Origin of the sequence: Pseudoalteromonas sp. PAST1, from assembly GCF_021532515.1 — a bacterium.
GTDB classification, from domain to species: Bacteria; Pseudomonadota; Gammaproteobacteria; order Enterobacterales; family Alteromonadaceae; genus Pseudoalteromonas; species Pseudoalteromonas simplex.
On record NZ_JAKGBH010000021.1, the window covers coordinates 39,123 to 54,746 of the forward strand.

Below are 15,624 nucleotides of genomic sequence, written 5' to 3' on the forward strand. Positions count from 1 at the left end.
AGAAAAGTGATGACACAACTAATCGTTTTGTTGCTGATTGTAAATCTAGGGATAGCGTATCAATGTTACCGTAATGCGAGCTTAAAAGGGTATCCGGTAAAAACCTTTACAGGGTTAGGTTTAGTACCTTACTTTAACTTAGTCGTGTGGGTTTACTTGTTGTTTTTACCCGACTTAAAACCATTTTCAATGAATGAAAAGCAGCCACTTTAGGCTGCTTTTTTAGTTGGGAGAATTTAAAAACTATAACTTGATGCTTTTTCGAGTAATTGCGCGGCTTTTATATCGCCAACCACACACTTTTTAATGTCTGACTTTTTAAACACTTTTACTTGTTCAGTTTTACCTTCGCTAACACCACGGATGATAAAGCTCACATGTTCATCGTTAGGCAGGCTTCTTAAACCGCTACCATAATCACATAGAGTCAGAGATAAGCTTTTATCTACTTGCTGTGCTAGGGCTGCTAGCTGTTGCTTTTGCTCTTTTACGCGGGCTTGTTTTTTCTCAGCTAACTCTTTGCGCATTTGCTGCTGCTTTTGTGATAACTTTAGCTGTTGCTTTTCAAGCTCTTTAATCGATGCTTGTAATGCTTGTTTACGTTTTTCGAGCTCTTGCTCTTTGGCATCTTTATCGTGGCGACGATCAAATTCAAGGTCGCGCTTTTCACGTTCAAGATCACGAATTTCACGGCTTACATCGCGCTCTTGCTCAGCCACTTCACGTACTCGCTCTGCACTTTCGCGCATCACTTCCATAGCTTGTTGGTAGGCTTCTTGCGTTTTCACTACCACCGCATCGCTGATCACTTGCACATGCTCGCCTAGTACTTCTATTTCAGTGAGTTCTTCAAAATCAATATCAGGCATTGGTGGCAACGGCGCATCGGGCACAGAGGCAAACACTGTAGACCAGCGTGAACTGCCTCGTACATCAAAACTAAACACCACGCCTTGATGCTGCAAATAACTCGAAGAGACATTCCTTACCTTGTTATCAGTATCTTGTTTTAACGCCGCTGAGAGAATCTTTTCCATAATCCCGACTTCACGCTGAATTTTATCCAATTCATCATTTGCTTGTGCTTGCACACTTACTGCTGCGCAAAGCAATAATGCAGCCGTAGTTGATTTGTATTTTGACATCTTAATACTCCAAATTGTTGGCAACGGTTGGCAATGGTCCGCCTTCCACTTGCTCTGCTAAATCATTTAACTGCATACGTAAGTACGCTTGGTCTTGGGCACGCTGTGTTTTGATATAAGCCAGCACGCTGGCAATATCTTCTTGGCGCTCTACTCGCCCGGTTTTAATCGCTTCTTTGGCCAGTTGGTACATCTGCTGTTGCTGCACTTCGTTTTGCGCAGTAATGATATTTTGTAACTGATCAATTTGCTTTTGTTGTGACTCTAATAAATTGGTTTGCTTGGCCACTTGCTCTAGTAATTGCTGGTTTCCTTGCTGTGGATTACTAACAAAAACCCATGCGCAAAATACTATTGACGCAGCCACTGCCCACACCCCAGCACCAAAAAACAGACTTTGTTTTTGTACTTTGGGCATCGTAGACTCTCTATCCCAATTTGGTACGGGTACCGTTTCATAATGTTGACTTTGTTGTTGCCACTGCATTGCATTGTTCATCATTGATGCATACTCAGCATTGGCTTGTAGCAACGCAATTTGCTCTTCAGTGAGGCTTTCGCCTTCTAACCATGCGGTAAATAATGAATCTAAATTAGCCATCTACGGCCTCCAAATGCACTTTTAACTTGCCTAGAGCACTGTATAGTCTTGATTTAGCTGTATTGGTCGAAATACCTAATTGCTCAGCGATTTCTTCAAATGTACAGTGCTGAAAAACTTTAACTCCACCACCAAGCGTTGCTCCCAGGGTAAATTGTTCATCATTACTTTGAGTTCATGATGCTGCTCAGATTGCAGTTGATTGGTTTCTAACTCACTATGCTCGCAGGTTTCTTCTGGTATATCGTCTAAACCTTGATGCAGCTTACGGCGGCGGTAATATTCAACACTACGCCTATGCACAATTTGATAGAGCCAAGTATTGAAACTCGATTCACCACGAAAGCTCGGTAAGCTTTTATAAACAGAAATAAACACTTCTTGCATTAAATCCATTGCATCATCAGGGTGACTTAACATCCTTAGGCAATAGTTATATACCTGTGTTTCGTGCTGCTTGACTAATTTCAACCACGCCCGTTTATTACCCTGTTGCGCTTTAGTAATTAGTGTTTCAAGTGATTGAAAAAACAAACTAGCCTCGTCATCTGATCTGCCTTTAATGGTTTTGTTATTATGTTAGTCGAGGGAAGGAAAAAAATAGTTTGCTTAAATAATAAAAAACCCCAAATATTTTTTATTTGGGGTTTTTTGTTCATTGACCGTCTAAGCTACATTGCTTATTGAGAAACAGCTCTAGCTGCTGGCTAAATAGCCTAAAGTCTCTGATCCGGCCCGTGGTTTTACGCCACACGATACCAATATCTCGGTATGCATCATTTTGCGATGGTGTTGCGACCATCTCTTTTTTATCTAAAATGCCTGCATTGATAGCCATTTGTGGTAAAAAAGTAACACCAAGCTGGTGTTCAACCATACTTAATAGCGTATGTAAGCTTGCCGCTTCAAATGGGTTAATACAACTTGAGCGATTCAAATGGCAAGCACTTAGTGCATGGCCAGTCATGCAGTGCTCACGTTCTAGTAAGAACACACTCGCATCCGGTAAAAGATTAAAATCTTCCACACCATCTGCTGGAGTATAATCTTTATGATGCACTAGACTGAAGTGGTCTTTAGCAAGTACTTGTGTATGAAACTTTTCAGTGTCATACGGTAAAGCCAGCAATGCCATATCAATTTGCCCATGTTCAAGTTTGTCGAGCAGTTTGTCACTGGTGTCTTCAACTAGCACTAGCTCTAACTCGGTAAAGGTCTGTTTGCAGAAATGATATAAAGGTGCAGCAATAAAGCTGGCAATCGTCGGGATCACACCAAGCGTGAGAGTGCCACTCAAAGGCGTTAAAAAACTCTTTGTCAGCTCTTTAAGGCTAAGGGTGTCGTCAATAATCTTACGTGCTTTTTCGACAACCTCTTCACCAATTGCGGTAAACATTAGGCTGCGGTTTTCACGCTCTATAAGTTGGCAACCTAAGGTTTCTTCTAAGTTTTGAATTGCACTACTTAAGGTTGATTGACCGATAAAACAGGCGCTTGCTGCGCGGCCAAAGTGTTGATGTTGGTGGACTGCTAATAAATACTGTAGTTGTTTAATACTTGGTAAGTTATTCATTCTCTACCTGCAAATAAAAAGACCCCAATACCTAAGGCATTGAGATCTTTTCAAGCTAAAAGTCTTTTAGTACTTTTTATACCCCGAAGGCAGTTCTCAGTACATAGAAAATAACAATAGCAAGGGCTGCGCCAACTGGCAATGTAATTACCCAAGAAACTACAATGTTTCTTACAACACCCATGTTAAGAGCCGCAATACCGCGTGCCATACCAACACCTAGTACCGCACCTACAAGTGTTTGCGTAGTAGAAATAGGTAAACCAGTACCTGATGCGATAACAACTGTTGAAGCAGCAGCAAGTTCAGCAGCAAAACCACGGCTTGGTGTTAAGTGCGTGATGCCTTCACCGATGGTCTTAATTACCTTCTTACCTAAGATAGCAAGACCAGCAACAATACCTAAACCACCTAATGGTAAAATCCACCATGCGATAGCCGCTTTCTTAGCGATTTCACCGTTGTGCTCAACAATGTTTACAACAGCAGCTAATGGACCAATCGCGTTAGCAACGTCATTTGAACCGTGTGCGAATGCCATACAACATGCTGTTAGTACCATAAGTACTGCGAACACTTTCTCAACGTTGTTGAACTGCATTTTCTTATCAGCTTTAGGATCGATTTTAAGGCGAGCAATCGCAATCTTACCGATGATAGCAACTACAACAGCAATCGCGATAGAAAGCGCATAACCTTCAACAGCACCTAAGTTAATACCGATATGCTTCAAGCCTTTCTTGATTGTTACAAGTGACATGATGAAGCCCGCTAGACCCATATAGATAGGCACGTAACGCTTAGCATTTTTAAGTGGTGCATCAGTGTCAAAAATTAGCTTTTGCGCACTCATGAAAATCAAATAAGCAATAAAACCAGAGATAGCAGGGGTAACAATCCAGCTACCTACGATACCCATTACCTTGTTCCATTGGATTGCTTCACTACCTACTGCAACCAATGCGAAACCAATGATGGCACCAATGATTGAGTGAGTCGTAGATACTGGCCAGCCTAAGAAAGAGGCAATTAATAACCAGCTACCTGCAGCGAATAAAGCGGCAATCATACCGAGTATCATTAACTCAGGTATGTCCATAAATGGCGTGGCATCGATAATCCCTTTACGGATTGTAGATGTAACCTCACCACCGGCAAGGTATGCGCCAGCGAATTCAAACACCATCGCGATGATGATTGCTTGTTTAATTGTAAGTGCTTTTGAGCCTACTGATGTACCCATTGCATTGGCAACGTCATTTGCACCAATACCATAAGCCATAAAGAAACCGACTGCGGCGGCAGTTAAAACCAATAACGTGCCGTAATTTGCAATGATATCCATTGTGTGAACCTTTAATTTTTTCGTGTTTGAACTGATTTTTAATTAACGAGCTAACATCAGCTCAAGACGAGAACCTACGCGCTCTGCAATATCTGCAAGCTCGCCCACCCACTCAATGATCTTGTATAAGAACATCACGTCGACTGGGTTAAGTTCATTTTCGATGGCGCGCAATTGACGGCGAATTTTGATCTGCATGTCATCCGTGTCTTGTTCAATAGCGTCCAATTCAACGAGCATTTTTTCAACTAAAGTCACTTCGCGACCTTTGAAGCCCGTTTCAAGCAGCTCATCTAGCTCATTGATTGCTTTTGACGCTTGTTTAGTCGCATCAACACAACGAGTTACATAAGCAAGGAAATCTGTTTGGATTTCGGTAGGTATGATCATCTCACGACCAACTACACGACCTGCGATATCTTTTGCTTTGTTAGCAATTTTGTCTTGTTGAGTAACAAGCTCTAGCAAATCGGTACGCTCAACTGGCATAAATAAGCCACGAGGTAGTTGAAGGCGGATGTTACGTTTCATTTCATCAGCTTCACGCTCTAAATTACGAATGTTTAAACGGATTTCTTCCGCTTCTTGCCATTCTTCTTTAAACACGTGATTAAAGAAAGGGATCAATGCTTTACTTGCTTGATGTACTTTCTTAATGTGATCTTCCATAGGCTTAATAGGTGATTTAGCAAAAACCCCTAAAAATGCATTTGTAGGCATAACTGACCCTTTATAAATTAGTATGCTTTGGCAGCTGCGAATTTTACAGCATTGTGTTCGATTGTGAACGCTTTTTCTGCCTTACATCAGCAATAAAACACAAAGCGGCCCTAGGGCCGCTCGATTTAGTAATGAAAAGTAGCGGCTTAATTACAGCGACTTTTCTATATCTGCTTGAGATGTATGACGAATATCTTTACCGTTAACAAAATAGATGATGTATTCAGCAATATTCTGGCAGCGATCGCCAATACGCTCTAATGAACGTACTGACCACACTAAATCCATAATTTTCGGGATTGAGCGTGGATCTTCCATCATATATGTCATAATTTGACGGGTAATTGCTTCGTATTCACGGTCAACTTTAGCGTCTTCTTTATGTACTTCAAACGCACATTGCACATCCATACGTGCAAATGCATCAAGTACATCATGAAGCATTTTCGATACTTGGCGACCCATGTTTTCAATGTTTACCAATAAGTCTTGCTGATCTTTAGTAAATGAGTCTAGTGCGACTTTAGCAATACGCTCAGCTTCATCGCCAATACGCTCTAAGTCGGCAATTGTTTTTGCAATGGCAATGACAAGACGTAAGTCACTCGCTGCCGGCTGACGACGAGCAATAATGCGTGTACATTCTTCGTCAATATTCACTTCCATTGCATTTACTTTATAGTCGTTTTCACGAACTTTCTGTGCAAGATCTGCATCACCATTGCTAACAGCATCCAGTGCACTGTTTAGTTGTTGTTCAACTAAACCACCCATGTTTAATACATGGTTACGCACATTTTCAAGCTCTTCATTAAAGCGGCCCGAAATGTGTTTATTGATATTATGTTCCATTGTCTACCTCTATAAATTTCGTTTACGGTACCAAGTAACTTTATTAACTAACCGTAACGGCCTGTAATGTAGTCTTCTGTTTTCTTCTTGCTTGGTGTTGTAAATAACGTATTGGTATCTGAATACTCAATCAACTCACCCATGTACATAAACGCAGTTTGGTCTGATACACGAGCAGCCTGTTGCATGTTGTGAGTAACGATTACCACGGTAAACTTATTCTTTAAGTCGTTAATTAGCTCTTCGATAACTAAAGTAGAAATTGGATCTAGTGCCGATGTAGGCTCATCCAGAAGTAGTACTTCAGGCTCGATAGCAATTGAGCGAGCAATTACAAGACGCTGTTGCTGACCACCCGATAAGCCAAATGCACTATCGTGTAAACGGTCTTTAACTTCATCCCATAACGCCGCGCCACGTAAAGATTGTTCAACCACTTCGTCTAGTTTACGCTTTTCTTTAATACCTTGTAAGCGTAGGCCATAAACGACATTTTCGTAGATTGATTTTGGAAATGGATTAGGACGTTGGAATACCATCCCGACATTTCTTCGTAGTGCAGCAACATCTACATTCTTATCATAGATATTGTGACCATGTAGTAAGATCTCACCATCAATACGACAGCTATCAACAAGGTCGTTCATACGGTTGATACAACGTAAAAGTGTTGATTTACCACAACCCGATGGACCGATAAATGCTGTTACCTGACCTTTCGGGATGTTCATATTTACGCCGCTAAGCGCTTGTTTATCACCGTAGTATAGATCTAAGTTTTTAATCTCTAACGCTGTTTGCTCTGCAGTTAGGTTATCTAAATCTAGCTTTGCCGCGCTTTTCGCTTGGTTTACTTGTGGTGCAACTGTAATCATCTCTGTCTACCTATAAAAATTCTGTATTAATGCTCAAGAGCTCTAAACTTTTCGCGTAAGTGGTTACGAATACCAATCGCGGTGATATTCAGGGCGATAATTACTGATACCAGTAAGAATGCCGTGGCATATACCAGCGGACGAGCCGCTTCTACGTTAGGGCTTTGGAAACCAACATCGTAAATATGGAAACCTAAGTGCATAAATTTTCTATCTAAATGTATGTATGGGAAGTTACCGTCAAGAGGCAGTGTTGGTGCCATCTTAACAACACCAACAAGCATGAGTGGTGCTACTTCACCGGCTGCACGTGCAACCGCTAGGATTAAACCTGTCATAATCGCAGGGCTTGCCATCGGAATGATGATGCGCCATAGCGTTTCTGCTTTTGTTGCGCCAAGTGCTAATGAACCATGACGAACCGTACTTGGTATACGTGATAAACCTTCTTCTGTCGAAACAATAACAACAGGCAGCGTTAAAATTGCGAGCGTTAATGCAGACCAAATCACACCTGGCGTACCAAATACTGGGCTTGGCGACGACTCAGGGTAGAATAATTGGTCAATGCTGCCACCGAGCATGTATACAAAGAAACCTAGACCAAATACACCGTATACAATCGAAGGTACACCCGCAAGGTTGATTACCGCGATACGGATCATCTTAGTCACGGCATTTTTTGCTGCGTATTCATGCAAGTAAATCGCTGCAACCACACCAAATGGCGTCACAATCACTGCCATTAGTAATACCATGAATACAGTACCGAAAATTGCCGGGAATACACCACCTTCAGTGTTTGCTTCACGTGGGTCATCCGCTACAAACTTACCAAGTTGTACAAAATAGTGACCAAGCTTAGCAAAGAAGCCCATGTCATTAGGGAACCACACATCAAGAACTTGATACAGAGGTAAAGTAACCACTTCACCGCGCATGTCTCTCACAGTTACTTGGTCACGCTTTGCCTCTTTACGAAGTGCAAACAACTGTTTTTCTAACACTGTGTATTCAGCACGTAACTCAGCACGAGTTTGTGCAAGCTCAGCAACACGCTCATCGGTTAGTTCGTTATCAAGCTGGTATGCTTTTTCTTTTAAGCGTAAACGCTCAAGTTCATAGTTAATATGACCAATATCACCGTTTTGTAAATCGAGTGCTTGGTCATTTAGGTCAACTGCACGCTCTACAAGATCATAAAGCACGTCTATTTTGTTATCTGTGATAACTTCACCGTCTTTAATAACCTGCTCAACATAACCGTAAAAGTTACCGTTTTTGCTACGTTCGAATACTGCAAGCTCTGCTGGCGCAGTACGCGATGTAATGTCTGTCTCTAGTACCCAACGGAAATCGAGATCAACATACTCACGGTTACCGGTTTTGATCAGTAAGCGCTCTAGCTGCTCTTTGTCGTAATGAGATAAATCAACGCCCGTCGCCTCAATACGTGATTTTGCAACTAGTTCACGGTCATAAATTTCACCGATCACTGTTTGTTTTGCAACAGAGCCTTGCAGCTCAAATTGCACTACTTCTGATGGCCAGAAAAAGCTTAAACCTTTCCAAGCAATCATGGCTAGTAAGCCAAGAACCGAGATTAAACTGATGCTTACCGCACCGCCGGTCATCCAAATCCAAGGAGAACCAGACTTAAACCACTGCTTTACCATGTCGTGTCTCTCCACCTACATTGAACTGTATTTTTCACGCAGTTGCTGACGAACAAACTCAGCCACTGTGTTGAAAACGAATGTGAATATGAATAATACAAATGCTGCTAAGAATAGGATGCGATAATGCGAGCTACCTACCTCAGACTCTGGCATTTCTACCGCGATATTCGCTGCAAGTGTTCTCATACCCTGGAAGATACTCCAGTCCATAATAGGTGTATTACCTGTTGCCATTAGTACAATCATTGTTTCACCTACCGCACGGCCTAGGCCCATCATTACTGCTGAGAAGATACCCGGGCTTGCTGTTAGTAGTACTACGCGAACCAATGTTTGCCATTGCGTTGCACCAAGTGCTAATGAACCGTTTGATAAGTGCTTAGGAACACTGAATACCGCATCTTCAGCAATTGAGAAAATAGTTGGGATAACAGCAAAGCCCATCGCAATACCAACAACTAGTGAGTTACGTTGGTCGAATGTCATACCTAATTCATTGGTTAGGTACTGACGCACATTACCGTCAAACATCCAAAGCTCAATTGAGTTACTCATCGCAAACGATAACCAGCCAATAAAGATAACCACTGGGATAAGTAAAATTGAATGCGAACCTTCAGGAATACGGTGACGAATTGACGCCGGTAGTTTGTTCCAGCCGAATGCAGTTAATAAGATACCAATTGGCAGCAACACCAATAATCCGACAATCGCTGGTAAATGTTCTTCAATTAATGGTGCTAACCAAAGACCAGCTAAGAAACCTAAGATTACCGTTGGTAATGCTTCCATAATTTCTACAGTCGGCTTAACCACTTTACGTAATTCACTCGACATAAAGTACGCCGTGTAAATTGCCGCTGAAAGCGCAATGGGTACCGCAAATAACATTGCGTACATTGCAGCTTTAATCGTACCGAATGAAATTGGCACTAACGAGAACTTAGATTCAAAGTCATCACTCGCAGACGTTGACTGCCAGATATAACCCGGCTCTGGATAGCCTTCGTACCACACTTCTTGCCATAATGCAGACCAGGTTACTTCTGGGTGCTCGTTATGGATTTCAATCACTTTTAACGCGTCATCAGCAAGAATCAGTGCCGCATTTGAACGTGGTGAAATAGCAAAGTTTTGAATTGGACCTTCGCTTACTTTACCTTGCCACAGTTTTGCATCACTGGTTGTGTAATAAATACCAAGCTCACCGTTAGCACCCGCTGTGAAGAAGGTACGACGATAGAACTCAGTAAAAATATTTAGTTTCGATTGCTTGCTGGTTTCAAATGCACGAATCTTTTGGAACTCACGGCCATTTTCAGTGTTTACTTCAAACCACTGTGATACTTCGCCATTATCGTTAGCAAGCATCAGTGAGTTGGCACCCGCTAATAGCTGAGTTGAAACTAGGTTCGCGTTTTCTTCGTTCGCTGCAAGCAGTTGGATTTGCTCAACTTCAGAAGGGTAACGGGTATCATATACGTAAATTTGATTTGCTGAACGCACGAATGTACGTGTTGTATCAGGTGAAATTAATAGCTCATCAACACGACCTTCGATATCAAGCTCAGTACGCTCAACAACCCACTCTACTTCGCCGGTGAACATGTTTTCTTCACCCACAAAGCTGCTAAATAAAACGCGCTTGTCAGCGGTTAAAGCAACAACAGCTGTTTTATCTTCGTAGTGGCTAAATGCAAATTTAGTGATTGCCGCACCTTGATCGTCAACCTCAAGCGCCATATCACCCAACGGATAATCTAAACGCGGTGTTAATTGGCGTTGGTTGTTCGGGAATGTCACTAAGAATTTTGGCGCAACCACAACAACAGAGCCATTCTCTAGGCCGTATGCGTATTGCCCCTGAAACGGTGCAGAGCTTGCAAAGCTGCTTACATCGCTTGGTAATTCTGTATTAAGAGTGGTGATCTTTTTACCAAATTGCTCTTTTTCAACATTGTAAAAGTCCACATTACCTTTTTCACCGAGTAAAAAGGCAACTTCTGTTTGCTCTTCAATGCCAAGGCCAACAACTTCTGACGCATTTTGTAGTTTTACACTATTACGTGTTTCTACTTTTGCTGATTCAAAAATAGGTTGAACAACATAAAGAAGGTAAAAGAATATGAGTAGCAGTGCTACAAGCACCATTACGCCACCCGCGGAAATACCCCACTTGGCAAACCTGTCTTTAAATAGACGGCTTCTATCCGTATGAAAGGTAGGTTTATTCGGATTGGAAGTCATCAAAACACCCTTAAAACTTAACGTTGCGCGAATTATATTTCACCAAGATGACAGTAATGTTACAAACGTCATAATTCAGTGTAATAAAGCGAGTATTTCAGGGACGTATTTTAAAGTTAAAAAATGACCAAAATAAGTCATTGTGGAGCACTTTTATTACAGTACCACAATCAAGCTAACAAATTGTTATAACTAATTTTTTATAACTACAGTGAAAAAATTGGACAAACATTAAAACAGCATCAATACTCAATGAGACTTATTTTTTCAACAATAAGAATCATTTTTAACCAACGCCTCCTCCCTTTTATTGCATTTTTCTGAGGCTTTTTTATAGAGATTTAAGTATGAAGCAGTTAGTAATTACTATTTTAGGGCCAGACAAACCCGGCCTAGTTGAAGATATTTCTGCCACAATTTTAAACCATCATGGTAACTGGCTGACAAGTAATTTGAGCCACCTTGCAGGTCATTTTGCCGGAATTATCGAAGCCGCAGTACCTGAAGAGCATTTGCAAGAATTACAAGATGCCCTTCACAGCTTACCTTATCTTGAAGTTCGAATTGAACGTGGAACTGATACCTTGCCTGATGTTCCGTCTGAGGAAATTAACTTCGTGATTACTGGTAACGACAGACCAGGCATTGTACAAGAGCTAGCCAGCGTTATTCGTCACAAAGGAGCGAATATCACTCACCTAAATTCAAAACAACAAAGTGCACCTAACTGGGGCGTGCCAATTTTTAGTGCTGTTGCGACCGTTGCTTTGCCAATAGGCATGAACAAAGACGAAGTGATTAGCGCACTTGAGTCTATTACCACAGATCTAATTGTTGATATTGAGGACGCATAACAAGCAAGTTTATAGGGATATTTAAACTTAAACTAAGCTTTAAAATTAATGACATACATGTCACAAAACTGACATGTATGTCATAAAAGTGATAAATACGTCATATAAACGTCATCTGCATCCTCTATATTCTAACTAGCTATAAACGTTGGAAAACCAGATGAACGCATCACATTCTTCTTCTCAAGCCGTTAATTACTTTGCCAAAGAGCTAAGTTGGCTGTCTTTTAATGAACGCGTGCTGCAAGAAGCCAAAGACAAATCGAACCCGATTATTGAGCGCATGCGCTTTTTAGGTATTTACTCAAACAACATGGATGAGTTTTTCCGTGTCCGTGTTGCCGATGTAAAGCGCCGCATATTACTTAATAAAATTCCTGATGCGAACTTTGAAGAAGACGAAATATTACTTCATCAGATCCAAAGTAAAGTGCTCCAGCTTGGTAAAAAGTTTAACCAAATTCATAAAGATATTTTAAATGACTTAAACGAGCATAATATTCATGTTGAACAACCAGAAGAGTTGTCTGAATTTCATTTGAGTTGGCTGAAAAAATTCTTCCACGACAATGTGCTACAACACATATTGCCGATTTTACTCTCTGAAAAGAAAGACTACTCAGATCAAATCAACGACACCATGACCTATTTGTTCGTCGAGATGACCAATCAAAAAAGTCATTATGCCATGATGGAAGTGCCCACTGACCGCGTATCTCGCTTTGTTATTTTGCCACCAGAGAAAACACGCCGTCACAAAACCATCGTGATGCTAGATGACATCATCGCCTACTTTATTCGCGATGTGTTTAGCAGCTTTTTTAGCTTTGATGATATTCAATGCTACGCCATCAAACTCACCCGTGATGCCGAGTACAATTTGGATGATGAGCTAGAAGAAGGCTTGCTCGATAAAATGTCAAAGGGTCTTAAGCAACGTATTTCTGCTGAGCCTGTGCGCCTTGTTTATGACGAGAGCATGCCAGCTGAAATGCTTAAAGTGATGAAAAAGCGTCTTAATATTAGTCAACATGATGCGTTGATCCCCGGCGGTCGTTACCGTAATTTCCGCGATTTTATTGCGTTTCCGAATGTTGGTCGTCAGTATTTAGAAAACAAACCACTGCCTGCATTACAAAGCACGGCTTTTAACAATCACTCAAGTGTGTTTGATGCCATTTCAGAGCAAGATATTTTACTGTATTACCCTTATCACACCTTTAACCATTTACTTGAGTTTGTACGCCAAGCCGCTTTTGACCCTGATGTTACCCAAATTAAGGTCAATATTTATCGCGTTGCGAGTCAATCTCGTCTTATCTCTACACTTATTAATGCAGCAAAAAATGGCAAACATGTCACCGTAATGGTTGAGCTGAAAGCGCGCTTTGATGAACAAAACAATATTGAATGGGCAAAAACTCTGAGTAATGCCGGTGTTAAAGTAATCTTTGGTATTCCTGCATTGAAAGTGCACAGCAAGTTATGCGTTATTCATCGTAAAGAAAAGAACAACATCGTGAAGTACGCCCATATAGGCACGGGTAACTTCCATGAGAAAACTGCCAAAATTTATACTGACTTTAGTTTATTTACCAGACATGAAGGTATTAGCGAAGAGTGCGATAGCGTTTTTAGATTCATCGAAAGTAGCTATAAACCATTTCAGTTTGATCACTTGATGCTATCACCAGTCAACGCACGACAAACTATTATGTCGCTAATTGATGCTGAAATAACCAATGTAGAGCATGGTAAGGCTGGCAAAATTACGCTAAAAATAAACAATCTTGTTGATAAAGAGCTGGTTGATCACCTCTATTTTGCCGCAAGACGCGGCGTAAAAATTCGCATTATTGTGCGTGGCATGTGTTCATTAGTGCCCTCTGCCGTGAACGATAACATTCGTATTATTAGTATTGTTGACCGCTTTTTAGAGCACCCTCGGGTGATGGTGTTTCATAATAATGGCGAAGAAAAAGTGTATATTTCATCAGCGGATTGGATGACTCGAAATCTTGATCACCGTGTTGAAGTCGCCACACCGATTTATGATGAAAAATTAAAACAGCTTATTATTGATATTCTTGAGCTACAGTTTAAAGATAGATCAAAAGCGCGCATAATCGATAGCGAACAAAAAAACAGCTATGTGCGCCGTGGCAATCGTAAAAAAATTCGCTCGCAAATTGCCATTTATGACCACCTTAAGAAATGGGAAAGTAACTATAATAATGAATGATTATCCCTCAATTGCTGCCGTTGATTTAGGCTCAAACAGTTTTCATTTAGTGGTGGCAAGAGAGGTCGATGGCTCTTTGCAAATCTTACACAAAGAAAAGCAGCGCGTTTATTTAGCTGATGGTTTAGATGATAAAAATCACTTAAGCCAAGAAGCTATAGAGCGCGCGCTGGCGATTCTTAAGCAGTTTGCTACTACCTTACAGGACTTTCCCCTTGAGAATGTCAAAGTGGCGGCAACTTACACATTACGCCGCGCGAAAAATATTCATTCGTTCTTAACGCAAGCAAGTAAGGTGTTTCCTTACCCGATTGAAGTTATATCAGGGCAAGAAGAAGCACGTTTAATTTACCAAGGTGTTGCCCATTATATTCATCACGATGAAAACCGCTTAGTTATTGATATCGGTGGCGGCAGTACTGAACTCATCATTGGTAAACACTTTAAGCACAAGTTACTTGCTAGTCGCAACATGGGCTGTGTTAGTTATACCAAGCAGTATTTTGCAGATGGACAAATCACTGCTAAGCGCTTCGCTAAAGCAGAAGTTCGCGCAGAACAAGAACTCGAAGTGATTTTTGCTAATTACTTATCGGCTGGCTGGCAATCTGTGGTGGGAACATCTGGCACAATTAAATCTATCCTTGCCATGATCAATGCCAACGATGCAGAGCAAGAGCTAATTACTTTAGAGCGATTATTAGAACTAAAAACCCAGTTTATTGCTGCAAAACAAGTACAAGCGCTGCAAATTGAAGGTCTTACGCCTGAGCGGCAAGTGAGTATTTGTGGAGGTTTAGCCATTTTAATCGCGGTATTTAGACTGTTTAAAATCGAAGCGATGCAGTACAGCGACTTTTCACTGCGTGAAGGCCTGCTTCATGAAATGCAGCAAAAGCTCGCCCATAAGGATATTCGCACAAATACCATAGAGAATTTATCTGAACGTAACGCCATAGATAAAGAGCATGCTAATCGTGTCTCGACAACTGCAAAGTGGCTGTTTGAACAAGTAAGAGAGACATGGCATCTGACCGACTCAGATCACATAAATTTATTGGATTGGGCTGCGCAGCTGCATGAAATTGGCTTAGGGGTTAATTCATCAGGGATACATAAGCACAGCGCGTATATCGTGGCGAATAGCCAATTACCTGGCTTTACGCAGCAACAACAAACCTTGCTTAGTTGCATGATCCGTTTTTATCGGAAAAAGATCCGCTTAGAAGAGTTTCCGGCACTGCATACCATGCAGCATTATGAAATATTGCAGCTTATTGTGATTTTGCGCTTAGCGGTACTACTGAATCAAAAGCGTATTACCGATCAAGGTTTTAAACTTGAGGTAACAGCCAAGCAAAATAGTATGTTCTTAAAGTTTCACAATAAGTGGCTTAAAGAACATACCTTGCTTTTAGCTGACTTACAGCAAGAGCAAAAATACCTTAAAAAAGTCGGCTTCTTACTCGATTTTCATTAAGCTGATTAATA

Annotated in this window: 13 protein-coding genes and 1 pseudogene; 4 read left to right on the forward strand and 10 right to left on the reverse strand. The window is 41.1% G+C overall.

Translation table 11 applies throughout. The features are described 5' to 3' along the window. Positions 1-9: 9 nt before the first annotated feature. Positions 10-213, forward strand: coding sequence for a hypothetical protein (locus L1272_RS11890; protein WP_054552483.1), 204 nt, complete (start codon positions 10-12; stop codon positions 211-213). A 23-nt stretch (positions 214-236) separates the two neighbouring features. Here the strand turns inward: L1272_RS11890 and L1272_RS11895 are convergent, their stop codons facing one another. The 10 genes and pseudogenes from L1272_RS11895 to L1272_RS11940 all read right to left on the reverse strand — a co-directional run bounded on the left by L1272_RS11895 (position 237) and on the right by L1272_RS11940 (position 11,037). After that, positions 237-1,145 (reverse strand): hypothetical protein, encoded by a 909-nt coding sequence (locus tag L1272_RS11895; protein ID WP_235373516.1) that lies wholly within the window; start codon positions 1,143-1,145, stop codon positions 237-239. A 1-nt stretch (position 1,146) separates the two neighbouring features. After that, positions 1,147-1,746, reverse strand: coding sequence for a hypothetical protein (locus tag L1272_RS11900; protein ID WP_138600189.1), 600 nt, complete (start codon positions 1,744-1,746; stop codon positions 1,147-1,149). Next, positions 1,739-2,280 (reverse strand): annotated as a pseudogene (locus tag L1272_RS11905) (RNA polymerase sigma factor). The gene L1272_RS11900 and the pseudogene L1272_RS11905 overlap by 8 nt, the downstream one beginning before the upstream one ends. A 121-nt stretch (positions 2,281-2,401) precedes the next feature. Beyond that, positions 2,402-3,319 (reverse strand): hydrogen peroxide-inducible genes activator, encoded by a 918-nt coding sequence (locus tag L1272_RS11910; RefSeq protein WP_054552479.1) that lies wholly within the window; start codon positions 3,317-3,319, stop codon positions 2,402-2,404. Positions 3,320-3,395: 76 nt separating this feature from the next. Beyond that, positions 3,396-4,664, reverse strand: coding sequence for an inorganic phosphate transporter (locus L1272_RS11915; protein ID WP_054552478.1), 1,269 nt, complete (start codon positions 4,662-4,664; stop codon positions 3,396-3,398). Positions 4,665-4,706: 42 nt separating this feature from the next. Further along, positions 4,707-5,384, reverse strand: coding sequence for a TIGR00153 family protein (locus L1272_RS11920; protein ID WP_054552477.1), 678 nt, complete (start codon positions 5,382-5,384; stop codon positions 4,707-4,709). A gap of 150 nt (positions 5,385-5,534) precedes the next feature. Further along, entirely contained in the window at positions 5,535-6,236 is a 702-nt protein-coding gene (gene phoU, locus L1272_RS11925) for a phosphate signaling complex protein PhoU (RefSeq protein WP_054552476.1), read from the reverse strand. Between the two features lie 47 nt (positions 6,237-6,283). Next, a complete protein-coding gene (gene pstB, locus L1272_RS11930; protein WP_054552475.1) occupies positions 6,284-7,111 on the reverse strand; it encodes a phosphate ABC transporter ATP-binding protein PstB in 828 nt (275 codons plus the stop codon). Positions 7,112-7,137: 26 nt separating this feature from the next. Then, positions 7,138-8,787 carry a phosphate ABC transporter permease PstA gene (pstA, locus tag L1272_RS11935; protein WP_054552474.1) on the reverse strand — a complete coding sequence of 550 codons (1,650 nt, stop codon included), beginning with the start codon at positions 8,785-8,787 and terminating at the stop codon, positions 7,138-7,140. Between the two features lie 15 nt (positions 8,788-8,802). After that, positions 8,803-11,037 (reverse strand): ABC transporter permease subunit, encoded by a 2,235-nt coding sequence (locus tag L1272_RS11940; RefSeq protein WP_194442158.1) that lies wholly within the window; start codon positions 11,035-11,037, stop codon positions 8,803-8,805. A gap of 347 nt (positions 11,038-11,384) precedes the next feature. Here L1272_RS11940 and L1272_RS11945 point away from each other — a divergent pair, with 347 nt between their 5' ends. The 3 genes from L1272_RS11945 (at position 11,385) to ppx (ending at position 15,613) form a co-directional block, all read left to right on the forward strand. Then, positions 11,385-11,891, forward strand: coding sequence for a glycine cleavage system protein R (locus L1272_RS11945; protein ID WP_187489490.1), 507 nt, complete (start codon positions 11,385-11,387; stop codon positions 11,889-11,891). Positions 11,892-12,051: 160 nt separating this feature from the next. Beyond that, positions 12,052-14,133, forward strand: coding sequence for a polyphosphate kinase 1 (gene ppk1, locus L1272_RS11950; RefSeq protein WP_194442160.1), 2,082 nt, complete (start codon positions 12,052-12,054; stop codon positions 14,131-14,133). Then, positions 14,126-15,613 carry an exopolyphosphatase gene (gene ppx, locus L1272_RS11955; protein ID WP_194442162.1) on the forward strand — a complete coding sequence of 496 codons (1,488 nt, stop codon included), beginning with the start codon at positions 14,126-14,128 and terminating at the stop codon, positions 15,611-15,613. The genes ppk1 and ppx overlap by 8 nt, the downstream gene beginning before the upstream one ends. Positions 15,614-15,624: the final 11 nt, after the last annotated feature.

Bases quoted from the DNA above. Each gene is read 5' to 3' on its own strand.
- L1272_RS11900 (WP_138600189.1), bottom strand. From the start codon at position 1,746: ATGGCTAATTTAGATTCATTATTTACCGCATGGTTAGAAGGCGAAAGC.
- L1272_RS11945 (WP_187489490.1), top strand. From the start codon at position 11,385: ATGAAGCAGTTAGTAATTACTATTTTAGGGCCAGACAAACCCGGCCTA.
- pstA (WP_054552474.1), bottom strand. From the start codon at position 8,787: ATGGTAAAGCAGTGGTTTAAGTCTGGTTCTCCTTGGATTTGGATGACC.
- L1272_RS11910 (WP_054552479.1), bottom strand. From the start codon at position 3,319: ATGAATAACTTACCAAGTATTAAACAACTACAGTATTTATTAGCAGTC.
- L1272_RS11940 (WP_194442158.1), bottom strand. From the start codon at position 11,037: ATGACTTCCAATCCGAATAAACCTACCTTTCATACGGATAGAAGCCGT.
- ppx (WP_194442162.1), top strand. From the start codon at position 14,126: ATGAATGATTATCCCTCAATTGCTGCCGTTGATTTAGGCTCAAACAGT.
- L1272_RS11920 (WP_054552477.1), bottom strand. From the start codon at position 5,384: ATGCCTACAAATGCATTTTTAGGGGTTTTTGCTAAATCACCTATTAAG.
- L1272_RS11915 (WP_054552478.1), bottom strand. From the start codon at position 4,664: ATGGATATCATTGCAAATTACGGCACGTTATTGGTTTTAACTGCCGCC.
- L1272_RS11895 (WP_235373516.1), bottom strand. From the start codon at position 1,145: ATGTCAAAATACAAATCAACTACGGCTGCATTATTGCTTTGCGCAGCA.
- phoU (WP_054552476.1), bottom strand. From the start codon at position 6,236: ATGGAACATAATATCAATAAACACATTTCGGGCCGCTTTAATGAAGAG.
- ppk1 (WP_194442160.1), top strand. From the start codon at position 12,052: ATGAACGCATCACATTCTTCTTCTCAAGCCGTTAATTACTTTGCCAAA.
- pstB (WP_054552475.1), bottom strand. From the start codon at position 7,111: ATGATTACAGTTGCACCACAAGTAAACCAAGCGAAAAGCGCGGCAAAG.
- L1272_RS11890 (WP_054552483.1), top strand. From the start codon at position 10: ATGACACAACTAATCGTTTTGTTGCTGATTGTAAATCTAGGGATAGCG.